This is a genomic window from Bartonella acomydis (assembly GCF_039543025.1).
GTDB lineage: Bacteria > Pseudomonadota > Alphaproteobacteria > Rhizobiales > Rhizobiaceae > Bartonella > Bartonella acomydis.
The window spans coordinates 1-23,712 of record NZ_BAABIY010000002.1; the positions used below are offsets into that span (position 1 = coordinate 1).

Annotated in this window: 22 protein-coding genes, 1 tRNA gene and 2 pseudogenes; 4 read left to right on the forward strand and 21 right to left on the reverse strand. The window is 36.0% G+C overall.

The window, feature by feature from the left end; all coding sequences use genetic code 11:
- From ABD909_RS08570 to ABD909_RS00485, 8 genes and pseudogenes are all read right to left on the reverse strand, one after another.
- A pseudogene (locus ABD909_RS08570) lies at positions 1 to 51 on the reverse strand (toxin-activating lysine-acyltransferase); the annotation flags it as partial.
- A gap of 312 nt (positions 52 to 363) precedes the next feature.
- On the reverse strand, positions 364 to 552 hold the full coding sequence (locus tag ABD909_RS00450; RefSeq protein WP_345096093.1) for a hypothetical protein: 189 nt from the start codon (positions 550 to 552) through the stop codon (positions 364 to 366).
- A gap of 194 nt (positions 553 to 746) precedes the next feature.
- Positions 747 to 1,268 (reverse strand): hypothetical protein, encoded by a 522-nt coding sequence (locus ABD909_RS00460; RefSeq protein WP_345095981.1) that lies wholly within the window; start codon positions 1,266 to 1,268, stop codon positions 747 to 749.
- 122 nt (positions 1,269 to 1,390) lie between these two features.
- On the reverse strand, positions 1,391 to 1,759 hold the full coding sequence (locus tag ABD909_RS00465) for an ATP-binding cassette domain-containing protein (RefSeq protein ID WP_345095982.1): 369 nt from the start codon (positions 1,757 to 1,759) through the stop codon (positions 1,391 to 1,393).
- A gap of 588 nt (positions 1,760 to 2,347) precedes the next feature.
- A tRNA-Thr gene (locus tag ABD909_RS00470) sits at positions 2,348 to 2,420 on the reverse strand.
- A gap of 168 nt (positions 2,421 to 2,588) precedes the next feature.
- Entirely contained in the window at positions 2,589 to 3,947 is a 1,359-nt protein-coding gene (gene accC / locus ABD909_RS00475; protein ID WP_345095983.1) for an acetyl-CoA carboxylase biotin carboxylase subunit, read from the reverse strand.
- A 14-nt stretch (positions 3,948 to 3,961) separates the two neighbouring features.
- Positions 3,962 to 4,450 carry an acetyl-CoA carboxylase biotin carboxyl carrier protein gene (gene accB, locus ABD909_RS00480; protein WP_345095984.1) on the reverse strand — a complete coding sequence of 163 codons (489 nt, stop codon included), beginning with the start codon at positions 4,448 to 4,450 and terminating at the stop codon, positions 3,962 to 3,964.
- Positions 4,451 to 4,697: 247 nt separating this feature from the next.
- Positions 4,698 to 5,573 carry a DsbA family protein gene (locus tag ABD909_RS00485; RefSeq protein ID WP_345095985.1) on the reverse strand — a complete coding sequence of 292 codons (876 nt, stop codon included), beginning with the start codon at positions 5,571 to 5,573 and terminating at the stop codon, positions 4,698 to 4,700.
- Between the two features lie 270 nt (positions 5,574 to 5,843).
- Here ABD909_RS00485 and glpD point away from each other — a divergent pair, with 270 nt between their 5' ends.
- The 3 genes from glpD (at position 5,844) to cobT (ending at position 10,520) form a co-directional block, all read left to right on the forward strand.
- On the forward strand, positions 5,844 to 7,376 hold the full coding sequence (glpD, locus tag ABD909_RS00490) for a glycerol-3-phosphate dehydrogenase (protein ID WP_345096079.1): 1,533 nt from the start codon (positions 5,844 to 5,846) through the stop codon (positions 7,374 to 7,376).
- Between the two features lie 761 nt (positions 7,377 to 8,137).
- Complete coding sequence (gene dusA, locus ABD909_RS00495) at positions 8,138 to 9,118, forward strand: tRNA dihydrouridine(20/20a) synthase DusA (protein WP_345095986.1); 981 nt, start codon at positions 8,138 to 8,140, stop codon at positions 9,116 to 9,118.
- A 394-nt stretch (positions 9,119 to 9,512) separates the two neighbouring features.
- On the forward strand, positions 9,513 to 10,520 hold the full coding sequence (gene cobT, locus ABD909_RS00500) for a nicotinate-nucleotide--dimethylbenzimidazole phosphoribosyltransferase (protein WP_345095987.1): 1,008 nt from the start codon (positions 9,513 to 9,515) through the stop codon (positions 10,518 to 10,520).
- A 26-nt stretch (positions 10,521 to 10,546) separates the two neighbouring features.
- Here cobT and ABD909_RS00505 read toward each other — a convergent pair whose 3' ends face one another.
- From ABD909_RS00505 to topA, 9 genes and pseudogenes are all read right to left on the reverse strand, one after another.
- Positions 10,547 to 11,038, reverse strand: coding sequence for an Lrp/AsnC family transcriptional regulator (locus ABD909_RS00505; protein WP_345095988.1), 492 nt, complete (start codon positions 11,036 to 11,038; stop codon positions 10,547 to 10,549).
- A gap of 19 nt (positions 11,039 to 11,057) precedes the next feature.
- Positions 11,058 to 11,693 carry a uracil-DNA glycosylase family protein gene (locus tag ABD909_RS00510; protein ID WP_345095989.1) on the reverse strand — a complete coding sequence of 212 codons (636 nt, stop codon included), beginning with the start codon at positions 11,691 to 11,693 and terminating at the stop codon, positions 11,058 to 11,060.
- A 28-nt stretch (positions 11,694 to 11,721) separates the two neighbouring features.
- Positions 11,722 to 12,276: a thermonuclease family protein gene (locus ABD909_RS00515; RefSeq protein WP_345095990.1), complete on the reverse strand. Its 555-nt coding sequence runs from the start codon at positions 12,274 to 12,276 to the stop codon at positions 11,722 to 11,724.
- A gap of 308 nt (positions 12,277 to 12,584) precedes the next feature.
- Positions 12,585 to 12,752 carry a 50S ribosomal protein L33 gene (gene rpmG, locus ABD909_RS00520; protein ID WP_004864083.1) on the reverse strand — a complete coding sequence of 56 codons (168 nt, stop codon included), beginning with the start codon at positions 12,750 to 12,752 and terminating at the stop codon, positions 12,585 to 12,587.
- A 147-nt stretch (positions 12,753 to 12,899) separates the two neighbouring features.
- Complete coding sequence (locus tag ABD909_RS00525; RefSeq protein WP_345095991.1) at positions 12,900 to 13,220, reverse strand: hypothetical protein; 321 nt, start codon at positions 13,218 to 13,220, stop codon at positions 12,900 to 12,902.
- Positions 13,184 to 13,519: an MFS transporter gene (locus ABD909_RS00530; RefSeq protein ID WP_345095993.1), complete on the reverse strand. Its 336-nt coding sequence runs from the start codon at positions 13,517 to 13,519 to the stop codon at positions 13,184 to 13,186. The genes ABD909_RS00525 and ABD909_RS00530 overlap by 37 nt, the downstream gene beginning before the upstream one ends.
- Positions 13,520 to 13,729: 210 nt before the next feature.
- Complete coding sequence (locus ABD909_RS00535) at positions 13,730 to 13,954, reverse strand: hypothetical protein (RefSeq protein WP_345095994.1); 225 nt, start codon at positions 13,952 to 13,954, stop codon at positions 13,730 to 13,732.
- A 322-nt stretch (positions 13,955 to 14,276) separates the two neighbouring features.
- Positions 14,277 to 16,566 (reverse strand): annotated as a pseudogene (rnr, locus tag ABD909_RS00540) (ribonuclease R).
- Positions 16,567 to 16,569: 3 nt separating this feature from the next.
- Entirely contained in the window at positions 16,570 to 19,158 is a 2,589-nt protein-coding gene (gene topA / locus ABD909_RS00545; RefSeq protein ID WP_345096080.1) for a type I DNA topoisomerase, read from the reverse strand.
- A 264-nt stretch (positions 19,159 to 19,422) separates the two neighbouring features.
- On the opposite strand from topA, the gene ABD909_RS00550 reads away from it, so the two are divergent.
- On the forward strand, positions 19,423 to 19,629 hold the full coding sequence (locus ABD909_RS00550; protein ID WP_345095996.1) for a hypothetical protein: 207 nt from the start codon (positions 19,423 to 19,425) through the stop codon (positions 19,627 to 19,629).
- Here the strand turns inward: ABD909_RS00550 and dprA are convergent.
- From dprA to ABD909_RS00570, 4 genes are read right to left on the reverse strand one after another with little or no spacing between them, the layout of a single operon-like run.
- Positions 19,559 to 20,779: a DNA-processing protein DprA gene (gene dprA / locus ABD909_RS00555; RefSeq protein WP_486303674.1), complete on the reverse strand. Its 1,221-nt coding sequence runs from the start codon at positions 20,777 to 20,779 to the stop codon at positions 19,559 to 19,561. The two genes, ABD909_RS00550 and dprA, sit on opposite strands and share 71 nt — an antisense overlap.
- Positions 20,754 to 21,386, reverse strand: coding sequence for a glycerol-3-phosphate 1-O-acyltransferase PlsY (gene plsY / locus ABD909_RS00560; protein WP_345095997.1), 633 nt, complete (start codon positions 21,384 to 21,386; stop codon positions 20,754 to 20,756). Before plsY ends, dprA begins: the two co-directional genes overlap by 26 nt.
- Positions 21,379 to 22,686, reverse strand: coding sequence for a dihydroorotase (locus ABD909_RS00565; protein WP_345095998.1), 1,308 nt, complete (start codon positions 22,684 to 22,686; stop codon positions 21,379 to 21,381). The genes plsY and ABD909_RS00565 overlap by 8 nt, the downstream gene beginning before the upstream one ends.
- Complete coding sequence (locus ABD909_RS00570) at positions 22,683 to 23,648, reverse strand: aspartate carbamoyltransferase catalytic subunit (RefSeq protein WP_345096000.1); 966 nt, start codon at positions 23,646 to 23,648, stop codon at positions 22,683 to 22,685. The genes ABD909_RS00565 and ABD909_RS00570 overlap by 4 nt, the downstream gene beginning before the upstream one ends.
- Positions 23,649 to 23,712 lie beyond the last annotated feature (64 nt).

Genomic DNA, 23,712 nt, shown 5'->3' on the forward strand with positions numbered 1-23,712 from the left:
TTCATCTAAAAAAGCCCAAGTGGTAAAGGCACAAAACTCTCTACGCTCATTTTGGTAGAGTTTGTATTGCTCTGTCTGTAAAGCTGGTCTAAGTTTCGTTCAATATCCCAGATTAGCCAGCGGCGGTATAGGGGGGATTGAAGCATTAAAACAACCATAGCACCCAAAGCCGTTATTGGGTCTATGAATGAGGGGGATGAAGTTTCATTCATACAGATTATCTTTCTTTTAGGGTTTGTTCTAAAACTTTAGTAATAGGTTCAAAGAAATAAGAAATGAGACGCCGTTTTGAAATAATGACATCAGCTTTTAGAGTCATGCCAGGGATAAATTAAGCTCTTTGTAATTAAAAGTGATGTGATCTTAGTCGATTTTGATTAAAACAGCATAAACACCATTAATTTCTTGCTCATGGCGCGTTGTTACACCTACATTCATAACGGTACCGTAGATAACATCATAACGTTTAGGTGGAAAAGCAGAAAATTTTATGTAAGCATGTTGGCCTTTTTCTAAAAAAAACAATATCTCGATTATCAAAGAACGCTTCAACAATGAGCTCACCTGAGTCAGGGACAATACGCATGAGCGTTTTACCTGCTTCTACAAAGTCATCCAAAGTATGGATATTTAAATTGTCTATGCGTCCATCCACAGGGGCGTAAAGTGATAAGTGGTCAAGACGATATTGGCTGCGCAGAGAGAGTTCTGTCTCACGAGAAAGCTGCCGATAGTGGGTGATTTCATCAGAAATAAGGCATTGACTTTGTTGGGCGGAGAGCTTCTATTTCAGCGCTGTTTTCTTCCAAGCGTCTTTGATTGGCTAAAATTTCATGTTCCACATTTTTAAAGTCATGTAAACGTTCTAAATAAAGAGAATGGCTGATGACTTTTGTTTCCATCAAGCTTTTAGCAACTTTAAGCTTTTCTTGGCTTAATTGCTGATCATCTCGTAATCTATCTAATTGTGCGTATTGGACAGCACCGCTTCGTGTAACACGATCAGCTTGGGCTTTGAGTGTTTTTATTTTATCTTGTAGTGATTGAAGGATCGTATGGATGAGCTTTTCTCCCTTCATTTTCGCTGTTTTGTTGCTAGAGGAAGAGATTTGCAAATAAGCGAGCCCTTTGGTCACAAAATCTTTATCCAAAGGATCTCTTTCACTCAAGGCAGCTAAAATCGCAGCGGCAACTTGCCCTTGAAGGGTCTGTTGAGCGATATCGGCTTGGGTACGTGCGCGCTCATTTAAAGCTTCACGCGGATCCAATTGAATAAGAAGGTCTCCTTGATGAACGAATTGCCCCTCTTTTAGAGGACTTTTTCAATGTGTTCTGTATTTTGTGCTTGGACGAGTTGAACATAGGAAATGGGTTCATCCAAGATAAGGATCTACGGTTCGATGAGAAAAAACAAGCCAATGCTAGATCCACCTGATAGAAAGCCCTCTTGCTCGCCTACTTGGGTATGAAGTCCTTGAGGCAATTGAAAAATTAAATCATGACAAGCACTTGCATGAAGGGCGGCGTTTATTTCATTCTCAGAGGCATTTGGTTTGGCAAGATACATATTTTCAAGAATGGTTCCGGAAAAAAGGCAAGGACTTTGGGGAAAATATGCGATTGTTTTACGAACGCTACGGATATCAAAATTTTGCACAGATTGATCATTAATTAATATTTGACCACTCGTTGGGGAATAAAGAGCGCAAAGGAGCTTGGCTAAAGTTGATTTTCCACAGCCTGAAGGACCAAGCAACATAATAGGCTTGCCAGGTTGCAAACAGATATCAAGATGATTGACAATAGGTTTTTCTCCGTAAGAAAAGCAGATATCTTTAGCTTCAAGATAAGAGGGCGTAGCGAGCTGAAGAGGTGTTTTTTCTTTTTCCCATAGGGATGCAAGGCTTAAGATAGGACCAGAAACATTGCCAGCAAGAAGATGAAAGGCGATAAGTTACCCTAGTGTAATCTGGTTTTGCAGTACTGCTTGAGCTTCAAAAAAGATAATAAAAATGGTAAAAAGGTCACCAAAAATATGGCTTAAAGCCCTATTTAAAAGGTGAAATTTACCGGTAGTGAGACTTTGATCGAGGCTGCGGGCTAAAGTTTCTTGCATTCGTATCGTATGAGCAGGTTCTTTTACGTGTGTTTTGATGGCTTCAAGATTGGTAAAGCTTTCAATAAGGCGTGATTATGGGCGGCTTGCAGAGTGAATGTACGGCGTAATTGGCAGCGTAAAAAGGGGCCGACCAACGCCAAAGAGCCCATTTGTAAGGGTAAAATGATAAGGACGATAAAGGTAAGTTTTAGACTAATGGAAAAGAGTAGAGAATTAAATATAAAACGGTGCCCCCAGAGAGACTCGAACTCCCGACCCCCTGATTACAAATCAGGTGCTCTACCAACTGAGCTATAAGGGCATAATCACTTACCGAGTAGCACAAACTTACAAAAAGGAAAATAGAAAATTATCAGTTTTGTGCATGTTTTAAAAAAATTTTATCATATTATAACAATATTGCATGTCATCTTTATATGTATAATGCTTTATAGAAAAGTCTTTATAAAAATTTGTATTTGTGACTTGATCACAAATTTGAAGAATTTGATTGCTTAGAAAGATATTTTTCTAGCCAGTGAATATTATAGTTACCATCTGCAACATCTTGATTGTTAATGAGATCTCGAAAAAGAGGCAATGTGGTTTTTATTCCATCAACTACAAATTCATCTAAAGCACGTCGTAAACGCATCATGCATTCTAAACGGGTCCGCCCATGAACAATTAACTTCCCAATCATGCTATCATAATAAGGAGGAATTCGATAACCTGAATAAGCACCTGAATCAACACGGATTCCTAAACCTCCAGGTGTATGAAAATGTGTAATAGTTCCCGGTGATGGTGTAAAGGTAAGAGGATCTTCGGCATTAATACGACATTCAATAGCATGACCAGAGAAGCAGATATCTTCTTGTGCAACAGAAAGTTTGTCACCTGATGCAATATGAATTTGTTCATGAACTAAATCTATGCCTGTGATTGCTTCAGTTACAGGATGCTCTACTTGTAAACGTGTATTCATTTCAATGAAATAGAATTCACCATTCTCATAAAGAAACTCAATGGTACCTGCTCCGCGATATTCAAGTTGCGCACAGGCATTTGCAACAATATCACCAATTTTTTTTCGTTCAGTTTCATTAAGTGCAGGCGATATTGCTTCTTCCCATATTTTTTGATGACGCCGTTGAAGTGAACAATCACGTTCTCCCAAATGAACAGCATTTCCTGCACCATCACCTATGACTTGAATTTCAATATGACGGGGCTTTTCCAAATATTTTTCGATATAAACTGCATCGTCACCAAAAGCGGCTTTTGCTTCTGAACGAGTCGTTTTGAGAGCTATAGCAAACTCTTGTTCAGAGTGAACGACTTTCATACCGCGCCCACCACCACCGGCAGAAGCCTTAATAATAACTGGATAACCAATCTCATGAGCAATGCGCAAAGCATCTGTTTCTTCACGGACAGCGCCATCTGAACCAGGAACAACAGGAATTCCAAGTTTTTTAGCGGTTTTCTTTGCTTCGATTTTATCGCCCATAATTCGGATATGCGCAGCCGTTGGACCAATAAATGTAATATTATGGGCTTCTAAAACATCTGCAAATTTTGCGTTTTCAGAAAGAAAACCATAGCCTGGATGAACAGCATCAGCTCCTGTAATCTCACATGCAGCAATAATTTGATGAACACTTAAATAAGAATCGCGCGCTGGGGGAGGACCGATACAAACACTTTCATCAGCCAGACGAACATGCATTGCATTAGCATCAGCAGTGGAGTGAACAGCTACCGTTTTTATACCTAGTTCTTTACAAGCCCGCAGAACACGAAGAGCAATTTCTCCTCGATTAGCGATGAGGATTTTTTGAATCATAACTACCTCTTGCCTTATTCAATAACAATAAGTGGTTCACCAAACTCAACGGGTTGGCCATCTTTAACAAGAATGGTGCTCACCTTGCCTGAGCGTGGTGATGGAATTTGATTCATTGTTTTCATTGCTTCAATGATAAGTAAAGTTTGTCCTTCCAAAACATTTTGCCCGACATCTACAAAAGGCTGTGCACCCGGCGAGGGTGCAAGATAAGCTGTCCCAACCATTGGAGATGTTATTGCGTCTTTTGATTTATCTTCTTGTATAGAAGTTACAGTTGCGGGGGCAGGGGAAGAAGGTATAGAAACAGTAGGGGAAATGGGAGCATAAATTGTTTGTTCAGGAGTAATTGAGGTATTTTGACGTGATACACAAATACGAAGTCCACCCTGTTCAAGTTCAATATTCGTTAAGTTTGTATCATTTAAAATTTCAGCAAGGTCACGGATAATTTTCGTATCAATTGCGGTATGTTTTGCCGCGTCTATTTTTTTTGTTGTCATTTTATTTCTAACTCCTTGATCAATGAAGATCGTTATTATTTAATTTTTATGACTATATCTCTAGACTGCGGATGACACTTTGAGAACTCTTTTAGCTATCTACTGTGTTTAGAATCATACTTTCAATCTAAAATCAGTATCTGCTGACGCGCATTCGCATTTATAAGCTTATTGTCAAAAAAGAGAAAGCATAAAATTATTTCATTGACGATATTCTTACATACAGTTGACGGTATAAAAAAGATATTTACTGTATGTTTTCTATGGTTTCTTTTAATATAGCTTGGCTTACGGCTCCAATGAGCACTTTATCACCAATGATATAAGAAGGCGTTCCTGTAATACTGAGTTGAGAAGCAATCTCAATATTCTCTTTAAAAGAATTTTGAAGATGAGGGTCTTTTATTGCATTACGCAATTTTTTTTCATCTGCTCCTAACAAAACTGCTATTTTTATCGCTTTAGCTTCATTCGCACGACTCTTACTTGTCAAAAGTTCTTTATAAAATTGAGAATATTTTTCTGGAAGTTGTTTTCGAAAAGCATAAGCAACAGTGTGAGCTGCCATAGAATCAGATCCCAAAACTGGTAAGTCTTTAAGAATAACACGCAGATCTTGGTTCTCTTTTATCAAGTTTTCTATATAAGAATATGACATTTTACAATATCCGCAATTGTAATCAAAAAAATCAACGAGTACTTTTTTGCCATTTGGATTTCCCAAAACAGTATCATGAGGGGAATGGAAAATTTCCTTTTTTAAAAGATGAATGATTGAGGCTTGTTTTTTTGCATTGTGTTCACTTTTCTTTTCCAGCTTTTCTTGGAGAGTAAGCTGCATTTCAATCATAATTTCTGGATGAGTAAGTAAATAATCTCTTACAATTTTTTGAATATTGTAATCATCAATAGGTATTGTAATCTTTTTTTTGAGTTTAGATAAAAAAGTAGGATCTTCTAGAAGTTGTGTTTTAAGTTTTTCTACACTTAAATAATTTTCTGTTTTAGTGTCTGACTGTGCATTTGATAAAGAAGATAAAAAGGTTAAAATGCCCAGCATAATTGTTGATAAAAATTTTATAATAAACGTTGATTTTGAGTGTTGTTGGGACTGATGGGTCATTTATATGCCTTCATATTTCTATTGTCATATTGGGTAAATTATATGGAAACTAATACTTATATGCAATAAAGCATTTAACTACCGCCTATATCTAATAGGTTACAGGGAAAACATCAATTTTTTTCTCTATTTTATCAAATGTTGTTTTCATTTGTGATAATATTCGAGATATTTTTTTGTGGAAAAAAGCACGTTTATAAATCAATAAAGTGCCTTTGTATTGACTTTTTGCGGTTGCTTTATTGAGCACAGTAGCGCAAATTAAATTAAATAATGAAAAGTAAAATTATGAAAACCACAAAGCATTATGATTTGTTTATCATTGGTGGAGGAATAAATGGGTGTGGGCTGGCGAGAGATGGAGCTGGACGGGGATTTCAAGTAGGACTGGCAGAAATGAATGATCTTGCCTCGGGAACTTCAAGTGCATCGACAAAACTTATTCATGGAGGCCTTCGTTATCTTGAGCACTATGAGTTTAGATTGGTTCGCGAAGCGTTAAAAGAACGTGAGGTTATTTGGCGTATGGCTCCCCATATTGTGCGTCCTTTACGTTTTCTTCTTCCCTATCATAAAGAGTTGCGTCCTGCTTGGATGTTGCGTTTGGGTCTTTTCATTTATGATTATTTAGGGGGCTGGAATCAGAAATTATGGCGTAGCAAAACAGTTAATTTTTTAAAAAACTTTTCTTCTATACTTAAGGAAGAGTATCATAAAGGTTTTGAATATTCTGATGCAATAGTAGATGATGCACGTTTGGTTATTGCTAATGCTCGTGATGCAGAAAAGTATGGGGCCGATATAAAGGTAAGGACAGAAGTTCTTTCTTTAAAGAAAGAAGAAAAAAAATGGCTTATAAATCTTCGAAATAAGTTAAGCGGCAAAGAATATTGCGTCACGGCTTCTTATGTTGCGAATATGACGGGGCCTTGGATTAATCGTATTTTGGCAGATGTATTAGACTATAAAGAGAATCCCCCCGTACGACTTGTCAGGGGGTCTCATATTCTGGTTCACAAGCTTTATACCCATGATCGTGCTTATATTTTTCAGAACGGTGATGGACGTATTCTCTTTTCTATTCCGTATCAAGAAGAGTTTACATTGCTTGGAACCACAGATTGCGACTATCAGGGTGATCCTGCCAATGTTCATATTACAGATACAGAGATTGATTATATTTGTACAGCAGCAAGTGAATATTTCATACAACCCATATTACCTGAGAATATTGTTTGGACTTATTCTGGTATTCGTCCACTTTATAATGATGGTGCTTCAAAAGCACAAGAAATTACGCGGGATTATGTTCTGAAAGAAATGGGAGCGGAAAATTTACCACGCATTCTGAATCTTTATGGTGGTAAAATTACAACTTATCGCAAGCTGGCTGAAGACGCCATGAAATTTATTGAAAAAGCATTGGGAACAAAAGGAGCATCATGGACAAAAAATTCAACGCTTCCTGGAGGTGATTTCCCATATAATAGGTTAGATATACTTGAAGATAAAATTGCTCTTTTGATTCCTGATTTAGATGCTTTTACGTATCGCAGACTTGCACGGTCTTATGGTTCAGAAGCGCTGGTGATATTTGCAAATGCTAAAGCAGAAAAAGGAAAAGATTTTGGACATGGACTCTACGAAGTTGAAGTTAAATGGTTAATAGAAAAGGAATGGGCAAAAACATGTGAAGATGTGTTATGGCGCCGTTCAAAACTTGGGCTTTTATTTAATAAGAAAGAGATTGATGCTCTTTCTTATTATATGCAAAATCAAAAAGAGAACAAAAAGGATTTGTAATAATATCAATTCATTATAAAGTTTATTTCTCGTTCTTTAAATATTTTTCTTTAGTATTCAGATGGTGCAGTGATATAAGAAACATCTATGCATGTTAAAAGGAGAATTCTTATCTATCTGATTTTTATTCTCTTTTGCATTACTTAAATATAAAATGCTTAAAGCTAAGTAAAAGATTTAGAACAAAATTTTTTTGTAAATTCTTCAAAATAAAATACATAGAATGGTTAACAGGGAAAAACAATTTTGACGACTCTCTATGATTAGAGAGTATATAGAGTAGAAGCATTTCTTTGTCGGGATGAGGAGACCAAAGTGTTTTAAGTAGCATTTGTTTGTGGAGTAATTACAAAATGTTAAAGGAAAACAAGCTATCATAATGTGACTCGTTTAATATTTTCGCTTATTCAGTCTCAAAATATCTTAAAGATTGTACAAAATAACATAGATATAATTCAAAAAGGTCATATGAATGACAAGGAAGGCCGTTCAAAGGTGTTTTTGATGCTATTTTTTATCTTATAACATCAGCTACATGGATATAATATATGAAAATCATTATGTTAGAAGTATTGTCTTATGTTTCTTTTGATATGATTTTAATAAATTTTAGATTAATTGAGAAACAATGAGAAAATATGTTTCTACGTTTTTAAGTGCCGGTATAAGAGAATAAAGTTTTCTGTATATTTAGAAAAAAATAGAGACTTTGATTATAAAAATGAGAAGCACTTAAATAAAGATGAAAAAGTAATTTTCTTATGATATTATATGATCCTCCATCATCAGTAAAATTCGCAGTAGCACCAATGTTAGGTTGGACAGATCGGCATTGTAGATTTTTGTATCGTCTTTTAACAAAAAAGGCACTCCTTTATACCGAAATGATTGTAGCTGATGCTGTTATTCATGGTGCTCGCGAACAAATTTTGGCTTTGGATCATAAAGAACATCCAATTGCTTTACAATTAGGAGGAGCGGATCCTCAAAAATTGGCTGAAGCAGCACGACTTGTTGAAGAATTTGGTTATGACGAAATAAATCTCAATGTTGGTTGTCCATCAAGTCGTGTGCAAGCAGGTGTTTTTGGTGCTTATCTGATGTTACATCCTGATATTGTGGCAAGTGCCGTGGAAGCAATGAAAAAAGTAGTGCGTGTGCCTGTAACTGTCAAATGTCGTGTTGCTGTGGACGAGCAGGATGAAGAGTCGGCTTTAGATCTTTTAGCGCATCAAGTTTGGAATGCTGGATGTGATGCACTCTGGGTACATGCACGCAAAGCATGGTTACAAGGCTTGAGTCCGAAAGAAAATCGCAATATTCCCCCCTTGAATTATGAAAGGGTTTATAAGTTAAAACATAAATATCCTCATAAATTCATTGGAATAAATGGTGGGATTAAATCTATTTTAGAAATCAAAAAACATTTAACTTTCTGTGATGCTACCATGGTTGGGCGACAAATTTATCATGATCCAACTTTGTTAAAGCATGTTGATTTTGAAATATATGGTGAAACACAAAATAATCTAAATGATGATGATCTTATTGAAATCATGTGTGATTATGCTGCTCGACATATCGCATCAGGAGGGCGGCTTTCTCATGTGACACGCCATATGATTGGTTTATTTCATAGCAGGGAAGGGGCACGTCGATGGCGGCAAATATTATCAAATGATGCAACAAAAAATGAAGCAGGAGTACAAGTTTTAAAAGAAGCTTTTTCTGTTCTCATTTAACAACAGTTTACAGATTAACTTATGTTAAAGTTTAAATTCCTGAAAAGACTTCTTTTTTTATGAAGCTTAAAAAATCCAGATCGCGAATTTCAGTAAGCTATCATCTTTATTAAGAGGATACGACATGTTAAATAATATGCTCATCATATATTATTCAATATGAATAATCTCTTAAGATTATAGTATAAAAATACGAAATAGCATATTGATAATATTTCATAATCAGCCAGTGATCTAGCATAACCATTTTGTTAAAAAATTAGAGTGCAAAAACAATTTAGCGAATAATATTTAATGTTTTAAAAACACTTCTTTTAAAAACCCAGAAATTATTCATATCTTGTATATATGACGAGATTCTCATGAAACATTATAGATTGTAAAAGGTATCTTCATGACTGTTAGTCCATTTGATGATTTTCGTGCTTTACTCACAAATTTACCTTCTGCTGATGCATTTTCTATAACTTTGGCTAAAAAACGGCAAAAAAAGTTAATAAAAGCTCAAGGAGCTTTAGGGAAATTGGGAGATATTGCAGTTTGGTATGCAGGATGGAGAGGTGAAGAAAAACCTATCGTAAAAAGACCTTTAGTTGCTATTTTTGCTGGTAATCATGGTGTTACAGAGGAAAATGTTACACCATTTCCGCAATCTATGACACAAAAGATGGTGGAAAATTTTGCAACGGGTGGAGCTGCTATTAATCAAATTTGCATAGCCTATGATCTTGGACTGAAGATTTTTGATTTAGCTTTAGATTATCCTACAATGAATATTACCAAAGATGCTGCAATGGATGAGCGTAGTGCAGCTGCTACAATGGCATTTGGGATGGAATCTATAGCAGGTGGAACAGATCTTTTATGTATAGGTGAAATGGGAATTGGAAATACAACAATAGCTTCAGCTTTGTGTTTAGCGTTGTTTGGTGGTGATGTTGCGGAATGGACAGGAAGTGGTATGGGATCGGAGAAAGAATTTTTTCAACGTAAAACAGCAGCCGTTAAGACAGCAATTTCTTTACATAAAGATCATTTTCATGATCCCTTTGAAATAATGCGCCGCCTTGGAGGACGAGAAATTGCTGCTATGGTTGGTGCCATTTTGGCGGCAAGAATGGAAAAGGTGCCGGTTATTTTAGATGGTTTTGTGGCAACAGCAGCTGCTGCAATTCTTTATAAAATGCATCCAAGAGCGCTTGATCATATTCTTATTGGACATGTTTCATCTGAAGAGTCTCATCGTAGACTTTTAAGAAAAATTGATAAAGAACCGATTTTAGATCTGAAAATGCATCTTGGTGAAGGAACTGGAGCAGCCCTTGCAGCTGGTATTGTCAAGGCTGCTGTTTTAACACATGCACAAATGACAATTTTTGATCAAGAAAACCTAATTGCTTAAAGCGATAATAGGACGTTAAAAAGTTTTTAGAAGTTTTGTTCGCTCGTTTTGTCTTGCAATTTTATGTAATTAAGTGGAAGTTCTGTTGTATATTTAATTTGTTCCATTGCGAAAGAAGATGAGACATCACGGATATCAATTTTAGCAATTAATTTCTTATAAAAAAGATCATAAGCTTCAATATTAGGAACGACAACACGTAATAAATAATCAATATCTCCACTCATTCGATAAAATTCAATGACTTCGCGAAACTCTTGAACAATTTTTGAAAAACGCTTAAACCATTCATGGCTATGTGTATTTGTACGAATAGAAACAAAAACAGTAAGGTGAGCATTGACTTTTTCTGGAGAAAGAACGGCAACACGACGCTGAATAACACCATCTTCTTCAAGTTTTTGGATTCTACGCCAGCACGGAGTGGTTGAAAGCCCAACTTTTTTAGCAATATCAGCAACAGAAAGTGTGGCATTTTCTTGTAAAAGATGTAAAATTTTTCGATCAAGACGATCCATATTTTTCTCAATATCCAGTTTATAAAAATTTACGCACTAAATTACGCAGATATACAACAAGCTCATCATTAAACCATGGATTTTTCTGTAACCAAAAAGTATTCCGCCATGACGGATGAGGCAAAGGCATGACATTATAACCTCTAGGTTGATGTATGGAAAGAATATTTCTCCAGTCTTTGACGGTTGCTGAAACAGTTTTATGTTTTAATTCCGTAATATGCCACTTTTGTGCATAACTTCCAATTGCAAGTACAAGTTTTATTTGTGGCATCGCTTGAAATATTTTTTCATGCCATATTTCTCGACATTCACGCCTTGGTGGTAAATCAGATTTATTTTTATCATAGCCTGGAAAACAAAATCCCATAGGAACAATAGCAAAGAGGGATCTGTTATAAAATTCCTCTTTTGTGACATTTAACCAATCACGCAATCTTTCACCAGAACGGTCATTAAAAGGGATAGAAGTTTCATGAACACGCAATCCCGGTGCTTGTCCTGCGATTGCAATCGAAGCTGTATCGGATAAATAAACTACGGGTTTTGCTTCATGAGGAAGAGGAGGAAGATAAAATGGTTGTTGGTGACAAACACGGCAGGAATAGATTTTCTTTTCAAGTTCGATAATTTTTCTACAACGTGGTTGTTTCATGGGCAAAAGAAATTAAAGAATATTATTCTTATTCTGTTCGAGGATGTGCTTTTCGCCATTCTCTTGGACGTTGAAAATGTGATTGCCACATTCCAATCTTATTCTTTTTTGCTTCTTGTTCTTCTGCAGGATAATCATAATAGTTTACGGCCCAGCCATTACGTACAAGCATTGCATTAATATTACTGATCTCTTTTGTTTTACATGTTGCAAGAATGCGGCGATATTTATCTTTTTTATGCCAATAACATGTAACGGGTTGATTTGCTATGAGTTCTTTTAAATATTGTTTTGCTTCAAGCCCACATGGAGTGCGTGTTTTATTTTTACCACAAAATTGCTGGAGCTCAGGAGCATCAATTCCTATAAGACGAATCATCACAGAAGAAATCATGATTGAATCACCATCAATAATCGATGCATACCCTTTTATCACTTTTTTAGAAGAAAAATCTTCTTTTTGAGGAAGCGTTTGAGTGTATTTAAAGTAAACTGTTAGAATGGCAATCGCAATGAAAATACTAAAACCAACAACCTTTAGATTAAAACTTGTTTGATTTAAACAGAAAGATTTTTTTTTCATGAAATTAAAGGGAATACAACTATATCATATTTAATTTAGTGAAAAACGCTTATAATCTTTGTAAAAATTCTTAATAAAAACACTCTCTCATTCTCATGGAAAATTTTCATTATATGCATATTATTTTTGCTACAGATCAAATATACTATCATGATAAGAGTTAAGGTCGTAATACAGATAAAAATCAAAAAACAAATTACCTAATATCTATAAAAAATATATAGACTATAGATAGGTTATTTTTTCCTACAAAACAAAAGACTGTATTTTACGGATTGAAAAAACTATCCGTTAAATGCTGTAACTTATTATTTAATTTTTGTTTCTTTAAATTCAACGTGTTTTTTTACAACTGGATCATATTTACGTTTGCTCATTTTATCTGTCATTGTACGACTGTTTTTCTTCGTTACATAGAAAAAACCAGTATCTGCAGTTGACAAAAGCTTGATCTTAATAGTTGCTGCCTTAGCCATAATTTAAGTTTCCTATTTGTACTGAAAATATTGTCTTGCTATCTGAAATTTATTTTTAATGTAATTAAATTTTGCGGCAACACTACGGATGTTATCAAAAAAGTCAAGAGCTGATTAATTTTCTCATAAGTTGTACAAATATCAAAATCACATATAAGCCAAAAAAAAACAAGTCATAGCTGCTGAAAAATCAAAGAATTTAAAGGTATCCATACTCTGACCGATAAGAGTTGGCCCAAGGAGTATACCGATTCCATAACAAAAGATAAAAGCAGAATTAGCATGAGCAAGTTCTTGTCCTTTAAAATGTGCCTCTAGATGTGCAAGTCCAATTGTATAAAGACCGGCTGATACAGTTCCAAGGAGTAAGAGATAGCCCATCAGAAGATAATGTCGATCTTTTACATAATCATTTATAATGCTGATAGGGATTAAGAGAGAAATATTCCCCAATGCGAGTGTTGCCATAAACTGTGCAGCTTCATTTTATTATATCCAATGGATAAACTAAAAGGCATTATAAGCGTTAATGCTCCCATTGGAACAGCACCGTAAACAAGAACTGCCATCATGGAACTTGGGACGCAAAAAAGATAAGGGAAAAATAGTGTATGTTGATTCTCTTTAAATTCTGGACTTAATTTCCAAGCAGCAAAAATCGTTATAGAAGCAAGCACGATAAGAATGCATCCTATAGCAAAAGGTGTAAATCCTTGTGTTCTTACTTTTGCTAAGAGTGTAGGACCTATCGCAAATCCTAATCCCAATATAGTAGCATAAATAGAAAGAATGAAACCACGCTTTTTAGATGGAGCACAACTGTTGATCTAAAACTCTGACAGAATAAACAGAACTGTCATAGTGAAATGTAATATAAATCTTAAAATGAACCAAATTCATAAGATATCAAAAAAATAAAACCCTAAAAAAACTCAAATATCCTATAATCATCATGATTAACATTGTTTGAGTAATAACTAAATAGAGAGCGATTCGAGCAGTAAAGATGGCTGCAATAATAGTCGCAATTCCACCAATTGTTCCTCTATACCGATAGTACTATTTGAAATACCTTTCTCTGTCATGAGAAGTGAAACAAGTTGTGTTCCCATTCCCAATGTTATTCCAACTATGCCAATGGTTGTAATTACTGCAACGATTGTGCGCAAAGAATTACTGTGAAAATTCAATCTTCTTATCATGAAGATGGCTTAATTTTGCCTTTATTTATTCAGCTGACGCAAAGTTAATTGGAAAGGAAAAAAATACAAACCTATCCTTTGTCGTTTTTCTTAAAAATTAAATACGAAAAATTTTTCCATATTTTTATAGATTATTATTAAAAAATAAGAATAATCTTATATGATAAATTAAAATAATTGTACATATAAAATAATATAATGATAGCTCATTGGTAGAGCTACTTTTATCATTAATATTTATAATTTTATGGAATAAAAAGTAAATCTAAAATTTATTTTATACGTTTTTAGAGCCTTTTAAAATAAAATTATAATAATATTTTTAATGAAGATTCTTTCTTTTATAAAAAGCATGTTTTTTGTTTTTTTGTTATAAATTTGCTTTTATGGTAGGATTTCGATGAAAAGGCTATTGGTCGAGGTTCTGTTAAGAGCTCAAAGCATAAAGCACCAGCAAAAGGTTGTACAGTTATAAGTTTTACCTCTACGATATCACTTAGTTGATAGCCTTTATGGCTATGTTTTCCCACAAGAGTATGTTGTATTTCATCGAAATAATAATAATCATTTTTAAGTGTAGAAATGTGCACAAAACCATCTGTATTCAATGTGTCAAGTGAGATAAAAAGTCCTGCTTTAGTGACTCCAGAAACACGACCTGTAAAAGTACGGCCGATTTTATTGGTTAAATAATGTGCGACAAGCCGATCAATAGTTTCTCTTTCAGCTATCATTGCACGGCGTTCATATAAGGAAATTTCTGTAGCAATCTCAGAAAGATTTTGTTCTTGTGTCTGTGTTAATTTATCTTTTCCTAGTTTTAGAGCTTTAATGAGTGCGCGATGAATAATAAGATCAGCATAACGACGGATTGGTGATGTAAAATGTGTATAGTTACGTAAATTTAAACCAAAATGACCAATGTTTTGGGGATTATATTCTGCTTGAGATTGTACGCGCAAAACAACTTGATTGACCAATTCTTGTTGTTGGGTATTTATGACTTTTGCTAAAATACTATTAAGGCGTGCAGATGTAAGCTCTACACCTCGAGAGAGTGATATCCCCAAACTTTGCAGAAAATTGCGCAGTATTTCTTGTTTGGCAAGAGAAGGTTTATCGTGGATACGATAAATGAGAGGTTGATGATGCTCTTTTAATGTTTCAGAAGCTGCAATATTAGCTTGTATCATGAACTCTTCAATCAAACGATGAGCGTCTAGGTGTGGTTCATTCACAACATCTTTGATATGTCCATTTTGATCAAGTATAATCTTTTTTTCTGCTATTTCTAATTCTAGTGGTTGTCGACATTTCCGCGCAATGTTAAGGCATTGATATGCTTTCCATAATGGTTGCAAAACACTTTCGAAAAAGGGTGCAGTCTTTTTATTTATATTTCCCTCAATTGCTAGTTGCATTTCCTGATAGGAAAGCTTAGCTCTTACACGCACCATAACACGATGAAAACTATGTTTTTGTTTGTTTCCGTTTGCATCAAAAATCATACGAACGGCTAAAGCTGGTCTTTCTTTTCCTTCACGCAGAGAACATAAGTCATTAGAAAGGCGTTCTGGTAGCATAGGTACAACACGATCAGGAAAATAAACAGAATTGCCTCGTTTTAATGCTTCCTTATCTAAAGCACTTCCTGTTTTAACATAGTAAGAAACATCTGCAATTGCGACCACGATAATCCAACCACAAGGATTTGCAGGATCTTCATCTCTTCTTGCATAAACAGCATCATCATGGTCTTTTGCATCTAGTGGATCAATTGTAACAAACGGCAATTGCCGCCAATCTTCACGATTTTCTCTGTTGGCAGGTTTGATATGTTTTACTTGCTCAAGAACATCTCCAGAAAAAATATAAGGAATTCCTTTTGAAAGAAGAGCAATCATTGAGAGTGTTTTTTCACTCTCAATATGTCCTAAAATATTTTTTATTTGTGCACTTTTTAGTCCATAACCTGTATTTTTTTTAATTTCAACTTCAACAAGATCACCTGTTTTTATCTTCATTTTTGAAGCTGTTTCAGAAATATCAATAATGAATTCTTTCGTTTTGCGCTCTATAGGATCAAGGTGCCACTGGTTATTTTTTAATTTTCGTACAACACCAAATATACTCTTTGGGGTTACATCAATTTTACGGATAATCTGCCCTGTATAAGGAGAGCTTTGAGACACTTTATTTCGAAAAATTTTTACAAGAACATGATCTCCAACACCAATACTTTCTCTTTTTAGGCGATGAAAAGAATGTATTTCAATATTTGGTTTTTGACCATCTTCCCATTTAAGAGGTTGTGCAATCAAACTACCGTCTTCATCGCGTCCACTAATTTTTGCCAAAGCAACGGGTGGTAATTTTCCTTTGTTTATTGCTTTTTTTCGCTGTTTTGATATGAGTTTTTCATCCTTCAACTCACGTAATATACCCCTTAACCAAATATGAGAATCACCTTTTAAGTTAAAAGCTTTGATGATTTCTCGTTTATTTGATTGGTCAGGATTTTCATTCATAAAGGAAAGAATTTCTGCTTTGTTAGGTAAGCGTTCCATATTGAATGATTGAAAATATTTCGTTTTTTTTTCGCCTTTAGCCAAAATTTATGTCTCTTTTCTTTTGGAAGGAACTCGTTTGATGGTTACTTTTTTAACGGAAGCTTTAGCAGCTACTTTTTTCACAGATGTTTTCGTTGCGATCAGTTCTAACGCTTCTGAAAGCGTCACACTAATTGGTTCTTTATCTTTTGGCAATGTTACATTAATTTTGTTCCAATTAACATACGGACCGTAACGTCCATTGCGTACAGTGACAGTTCCTCCATCAGGGTGCTCTCCTAATGTTGCCAGTGCTGCAGAGGCTGATCTACCTCGCGTTGTTTTGTTTTCTTTTTTTTCAGCCAATACTGTAACAGCACGATTGATACCAATATCAAAAACTTCATCCACATGAAGAAGAGGAGCAGACTTACCATCATGTGTAAGGTAGGGGCCATAGCGTCCGATGGTTGCTGTAATCATTTTTCCTGTTTCAGGATGCGTGCCAATTTCACGGGGCAGGGATAGTAAAGCCAAGGCTTTATCAAGAGTGATATTTTCTGTTTGCCATTCTTTGGGGAGTCCGGCACGCTTGATTTCTTTGTTTTCACCAAGTTGAATATAAGGACCAAAACGACCATTACGAAGAGAAATATCTTTTCCTGTTTTAGGATCCATACCAAGTATAACAGGCTCATCATTATATATGATTTCCTTTTCTTCTCCAGTGTCTGTCCCAAGTTGGCGCGTATATTTGCATTCAGGATAATTGGAGCAGCCAACAAAGGCACCATAACGACCTAGCTTTAAGGATAATTCGCCATTTGTACAAAGTGGACAGGATCGAACATCACTTCCATCTTCACGGATAGGAAAGGCGAGAGGCGCTAATGTTACGTTTAAAACATCAAGGACATTGGTTATACGAAGTTCTTTGATATTGGTAATAGACGCATTAAATCCATCCCAAAAATCACGCATGACATCTTTCCAAGAAAGTTTTCCATCCGATATAAGATCCAATTTTTCTTCAAGATCTGCTGTAAAACCATATTCTACATAACGATTAAAAAAATTTTCAAGAAAAGCTGTAACGATACGTCCTTTAGCATCAGGAATAAGCTTTTTTTTATCAATGATAATATATCCACGATCACAAAGTGTCGCCAAAGTCGACGCATAAGTTGAAGGACGACCGATTCCTAACTCTTCAAGCTTTTTAATTAAGGAAGCTTCAGAATAACGAGGAGGTGGCTCTGTGGTATGTTGTATAGATTCAACTTTTTCTTTTTTAAGCACTTCACCAGCATTTATTTGTGGCAAACGTGTTGTTTCATTTTCCTCACTGTTTTCCTCTTCTCTTTGATCAGTATAGACAGAAATAAAGCCATCAAAACGAATAACAGAACCTGTTGCACGTAAATTTGCACGATTTTCTCCTTGCTGTGCTTCGATTTCAATGATTGTACGTTCAATTTCAGCAGAACACATTTGGCTGGCAATAGCGCGTTTCCATATCAGCTCATAGAGCTTTGCCTGATCGCTGTCGAGAAAATTTTGCACTTGATTGGGAGTGCGTTGAAAATCTGTGGGACGGATAGCCTCGTGTGCTTCTTGTGCATTCTTTGCTTTTGTCGAATAAAAACGTGGTTTTTCTGGAATATAATCACTACCAAAAGATTCATGAATGACTTTTCGTGCTAAATCAACAGCTTCAGCCGCTATTTGTACTCCATCGGTACGCATATAGGTAATAAGCCCTGCCATCTCACCATTAATTTCAACGCCTTCATAAAGCTTTTGAGCAATTTGCATAGTACGAGAAGCTGAAAATCCTAATTTTGAAGAAGCAGCTTGCTGTAAAGTGGATGTTGTAAATGGAGGAGAAGGATTTCTTTTTGTGGGCTTTGCTTCAACACTGATTGTGTGATATTTTGCTTCCTCCAACATAAGACGAATTTGATCTGCTTCTTCTTGAGATTGAATATCAAGTTTGCTAATTTTCCTTTGATTAAACATTGTTAATCTTGCTTGGAAGCTATCATTGCGGATGGTTTTTAATTCTGTTGTCACAGACCAATAATCTTCCTTGATAAAATGTTCTATTTCTGATTCACGATCACAAATAATACGCAAAGCAACAGATTGAACGCGACCAGCAGACCGTGCACCGGGGAGTTTACGCCACAAAACAGGTGAGAGTGTAAAACCAACAAGATAATCAAGAGCGCGACGTGCAAGATAGGCATCTACAAGTGATGTATCAATATCACGTGGCTTGTTCATGGCATCAAGTACAGATTTTTTGGTGATGGCATTAAATACTACCCGTTTAACAGGTTTATCTTTTAAAACTTTTTTTTGACGAAGAATATCCAGGATATGCCATGAAATAGCTTCTCCTTCTCTATCAGGGTCAGTTGCTAAGATCAAACTATCGGCTTCTTTAACGGCTTTCGCTATTTCATTTAAACGTTTAGCAGCAGCAGAATTTATATCCCATTTCATAGAAAAATCTTGATCAGGCAGAACAGAACCATCTTTTGCAGACAAATCACGAACATGTCCAAATGACGCGACCACTTTGTATTGAGATCCGAGATATTTATTAATTGTTTTTGCTTTTGCTGGAGATTCAACGATAACAATATTCATAATTTTACCTGAATGTTGAAATAAAAGCTTTTTATAGCTGCGTTTCATATGAATAGCCAATGGCAATTGATAAAGAGCACATAAAAAAACATTTGTCATATAAAAAACATTAATATTGTACAACTTGTAATTGTTATTATTAAAATACACTCTATATGGAATTGCACGATTTATTTTTCCACTGTTAATACAAAAATATACGGCAGAATACTAAGATAACATCTGTTGAGAAGTAGGAGGGGAAATGCTCAAGGATAGAGGATTATGTTTATAAATCATTTAAAAGTTATCCAATATATTACAGATATGTCAAAACAAATGAATCAAATGGCGCGTCAAGCACACAGCCCACTTTTAGCACTGCTTTTGGATATGGTAGCCAAAGAAGGGCAAAGCATTATTAATAGTGCTGAGACTCTTGGGGAAGATCAAAATTCGACAATGACACATAACCGCCAGAGTGTCGAATAAGCTTTCCAGCAAGCTCAAGCTCTACCAGTAACAGGTAAAGGTTTTGGAGTGAGACACCTGAGTGGGTGCTCAGTGTGTCTAAGTCAATTGGTGTTGTTGAAAGGGCGGAAAGAATAGCTGCGCGTTCTGCATCGTTTCCAAGAAAAGAGGGATTGTTTTCTTTTTCATCAGATTCATAAAATTTGTTTTTTTCAAATTGTAGGGAGACTGCTTCTTCTTCCTCAAAAAAATTGAGTTGAGAATTTTGAGATGATGATGTTAATGGTGTAAGCGTTTCTATGATATCAGAAGGATGGGTGGTGAGTTGAGCCCCATCCTTGATGAGATTATTTGTACCAACAGATCTTGGATCAAGTGGAGAGCCAGGAATAGCGAAGGTCAATCGTCCCATTTCCGCAGCTTGACGTGCGGTAATTAAGGATCCTGATCGCAGTGCCGCCTCTACAACTAACAGGCCAAGTGAGAGACCTGCAATAATACGATTTCTTCTAGGGAAATCGATAGCGCGTGGTTTCCAAGTAATTGGCATTTCACTAATAATTGCTCCACCATTAGCAACAATATCCTCGTGTAGCTTTTTATTTTCAGGAGGATAGATATGATCAATCCCGCCAGCCATCACAGCAACTGTACCTGTTAATAGGCTTGCTTGATGCACAATGCTGTCAATTCCACGAGCAAGTCCAGAAATTGTTGTAAAGTTAGCTTTTCCAAGAAAATGAGCAAATTGAGCCGCGAGTTTTTTGCCCGCCGCTGAAGCATTTCGAGAGCCTACAATCCCAACAGAAGGTTTATGAAAAACTGAAACATTGCCTTTTATGGCAATAAGAGGCGGTGATGCTTCCATTACTTTAAGAAGGGCTGGATAATCTGGTTCTCCTACACCGATAAACCGAATACCTAATTTTTCAGCTGCTTCCATTTCTTTTTCAGCATCTTCTATTGTTGTTATGCGAATAGATGTAGAAAATCCACCTTTTCTACTAAGCTTAGGTAGTGCTGCGAGAGCATTTTCTGCTGTTTTATAATGATCAATAAGATTACGAAAACTTACTGCTCCGATATTTTCACTGCGTAACAACCGCAACCAATTTAAACGTTGACGATCAGTGAGTAGAATTCCTTTATTCATCCCCGTTTTTCGTACCAATCTTGCTTTCTTTTCCAGTTAACAATCTAGCGATGTTTGCATAATGTTTTATATATACAAAAATGCTCATTACCATCAGCATACAATAGAAATGGGGATCAGAAAGATAAAAAACAAATATTGGAGTTATCACAACCGTGATAAGTGCAGATAATGAAGAATAACGGGTGAGGAAAAAAATTCCTGTCCACACAACAATGAAAACAATTGCTGCTGGCCAATAGACTCCTAAACAAACACCAAGATAGGTAGCAACGCCTTTCCCACCTTTAAATTGCAACCATATGGGAAAAAGATGTCCCAAGAAGACAAAAAAACCAGCCAAAGAAATAATAGTACTATTTTCTATCGGTCCACTTAAAAACTTTATAACAAGAACAACAACCGTCCCTTTCAACATATCGCAAAAAAGTGTGAGGGCAGCAACTTTTTTATTTCCTGTTCGTAGAACATTTGTAGCTCCAATATTTCCAGAACCGATTTTTCTCACATCGCCAAGTTTGGCCAATCGTGTAAAAATAAGACCAAAGGGAATAGAACCAATGAGATAGGATATCAGAAAGATAAACCATGGAGTAAACTGAAAAAACGTTTCTATTTTATTCATCAACAATCTCATGAAGTTTAAAAATTGATTGTCCCTTAATAAAGGTTTGGAGAATGCGTCCTTGGAAGCGTGCATTCTCAAAAGGTGTATTTTTCGAACGCGAATACAATCTCTCTGTAGAAACCACCCATGGCTCTTCAAGATCAACCAAAATAAGATCAGCATGAGCACCTTTTTTCAATGTTCCTGCATTCAGACCAAAGAGTTTTGCAGGTGCCGTTGATAAAAGTTCGACTAATCGTAAAAGAGGTATAGTTTCATCATGATAAAGGCGTAAAGCTGCACTTAACAGAGTTTCCATACCAATGGCACCTGAAGAAGCTTCATCAAATGGTAAGTGTTTTGTATCAGCTTGTTGAGGGTCATGAGAAGAGACAACAACATCTACTGTTCCATCTTTTATTGCTTCAATCAGTGCTATACGATCTTCTTCTGTACGCAATGGAGGTATGAAGCGGCAAGAAGTACGATATTCACCAATATCATTTTCGTTAAGAGATAAATGGTGAATGGATACACCAGCTGAAATTTTTGTATTCTGCTGTTTGCTTAAGCGAAGTGCATCAACAGAGAGTGCCGTTGATATTTGTGCGGCATGATAGCGTGTTTGTGTTAAAGCTGCTAAACGTAAATCTCTTTCGAGTGGAATGACTTCTGCTTCGCGAGGAATGCCACAAAGCCCTAGCCAACTAGCGAGCAATCCTTCATTCATAACACCTTTACCTGTAAGTTCTTTATCTTGTGTTTCATGCATCAATGGAATATCAAAATCGCGCGCATAAGTCATTGCTCGACGCATAACAGATGAACTTTGAAGTGTTTTTTTCCCTTCACTAAAAGCAATTGCCCCTGCATCTTTTAGCAGGCCAAATTCAGTTATTTCTTGTCCATTAAAACCTTGAGTTATTGCCGCAACAGGATAGATATTAACCAATGATACTTCCTCTGCTGTACGCGTAATGAATTTAACAAGCGCTACATTATCAATAACTGGATTGGTGTCTGGCATCATAAGGAAAGAAGTAATACCACCTGCTGCTGCTGCTTGACTTGCTGTGGCAAGTGTTTCTCTGTTTTCATTTCCTGGTTCTCCAACAAAGACGCGAGCATCAACAAGTCCAGGGAGAATTGCTTTGTTTTGTGCATTGATAATTTCTGCCCCTTCAGGAGCTCCTTGATTTAAGGCTTCGTTTCCAGCCACTGTAATGCGTCCATTTTCAACAATAACAGTGCCAATTTCATCAATTGTGCGTGAAGGATCAATAATACGAGCATTTTGAAAGACAATTGGCTTTATCATCTTTTTTCTCCACTTGGTTGCAGGCGTGAATGCAATAAAGCCTCCATAACAGCCATACGCACAGCGATTCCCATTTCTACTTGTGTATGAATCATACTCTGTGGCCCATCTGCTATGTCAGATGCTATTTCTATGCCACGGTTTATTGGACCAGGATGTAGAATAATGCAATCATCTTTAGCATAAGCTAAATTTTCTTTATGTAAGCCAAAATAATGAAAATATTCCCGAATGGAGGGAATAAAGGAACCCGTCATACGTTCATGTTGTAAGCGCAGCATCATGATAACATCAACATTCTGAAGGCCTTTTTTCATTGTGTTAAAAACTTCAACACTCATATTGGCAATTTCTTTGGGTAATAGTGTAGAAGGAGCAATAACACGAACACGAGCTCCAAAAGCATTGAGACTAAGAATATTAGAACGCGCGACACGTGAGTGTAAAATATCACCACAAATTGCAACCGTTAACCCTGCAATCCGACCTTTTGCTCTTTTAATGGTCAGAGCATCTAAGAGAGCCTGTGTTGGATGTTCATGGGCACCATCGCCTGCGTTAATAACACAACAATCAACTTTTTGTGCTAACAAAGCAGCAGCTCCAGCGCTACTATGGCGAACGACGAGTATATCTGGTTTCATGGCATTAAGGGTTGTCGCAGTATCAATTAATGTTTCTCCTTTTTTTACAGATGAATTGCCAATAGCCATATTCACCACGTTGGCTCCCAATCGTTTGCCAGCTAATTCAAAAGAAGATTGTGTTCGCGTAGAAGCTTCAAAGAAGAGATTAATTTGAGTCCGCCCATATAAGACCGATTTTACTTTATCAATTTTTTTTAAAAAAGAAATATTTGTATCTGCACGGTCAAGCAATGTAGACAGGTCTTGTACACTCAAATCTTTAATACCTAAAAGATGTTGGTGGGGGAAAAGCGGAAAAAAAATATTTTGAGTCATAGCATTCTATTTTATCTCTCTTTAAACAGGTTAAACAAGCATTTGTTTGAATATGATAAATGTT

Bases quoted from the DNA above. Each gene is read 5' to 3' on its own strand.
- dusA (WP_345095986.1), top strand. From the start codon at position 8,138: ATGATATTATATGATCCTCCATCATCAGTAAAATTCGCAGTAGCACCA.
- accC (WP_345095983.1), bottom strand. From the start codon at position 3,947: ATGATTCAAAAAATCCTCATCGCTAATCGAGGAGAAATTGCTCTTCGT.
- ABD909_RS00550 (WP_345095996.1), top strand. From the start codon at position 19,423: ATGTTTATAAATCATTTAAAAGTTATCCAATATATTACAGATATGTCA.
- ABD909_RS00525 (WP_345095991.1), bottom strand. From the start codon at position 13,220: ATGGCAACACTCGCATTGGGGAATATTTCTCTCTTAATCCCTATCAGC.
- ABD909_RS00465 (WP_345095982.1), bottom strand. From the start codon at position 1,759: ATGTTGCTTGGTCCTTCAGGCTGTGGAAAATCAACTTTAGCCAAGCTC.
- ABD909_RS00565 (WP_345095998.1), bottom strand. From the start codon at position 22,686: ATGATAAAGCCAATTGTCTTTCAAAATGCTCGTATTATTGATCCTTCA.
- rpmG (WP_004864083.1), bottom strand. From the start codon at position 12,752: ATGGCTAAGGCAGCAACTATTAAGATCAAGCTTTTGTCAACTGCAGAT.
- plsY (WP_345095997.1), bottom strand. From the start codon at position 21,386: ATGAATAAAATAGAAACGTTTTTTCAGTTTACTCCATGGTTTATCTTT.
- cobT (WP_345095987.1), top strand. From the start codon at position 9,513: ATGACTGTTAGTCCATTTGATGATTTTCGTGCTTTACTCACAAATTTA.
- ABD909_RS00535 (WP_345095994.1), bottom strand. From the start codon at position 13,954: ATGATAAGAAGATTGAATTTTCACAGTAATTCTTTGCGCACAATCGTT.
- ABD909_RS00510 (WP_345095989.1), bottom strand. From the start codon at position 11,693: ATGAAACAACCACGTTGTAGAAAAATTATCGAACTTGAAAAGAAAATC.
- accB (WP_345095984.1), bottom strand. From the start codon at position 4,450: ATGACAACAAAAAAAATAGACGCGGCAAAACATACCGCAATTGATACG.
- ABD909_RS00485 (WP_345095985.1), bottom strand. From the start codon at position 5,573: ATGACCCATCAGTCCCAACAACACTCAAAATCAACGTTTATTATAAAA.
- ABD909_RS00505 (WP_345095988.1), bottom strand. From the start codon at position 11,038: ATGGATCGTCTTGATCGAAAAATTTTACATCTTTTACAAGAAAATGCC.
- topA (WP_345096080.1), bottom strand. From the start codon at position 19,158: ATGAATATTGTTATCGTTGAATCTCCAGCAAAAGCAAAAACAATTAAT.
- ABD909_RS00570 (WP_345096000.1), bottom strand. From the start codon at position 23,648: ATGACTCAAAATATTTTTTTTCCGCTTTTCCCCCACCAACATCTTTTA.
- ABD909_RS00515 (WP_345095990.1), bottom strand. From the start codon at position 12,276: ATGAAAAAAAAATCTTTCTGTTTAAATCAAACAAGTTTTAATCTAAAG.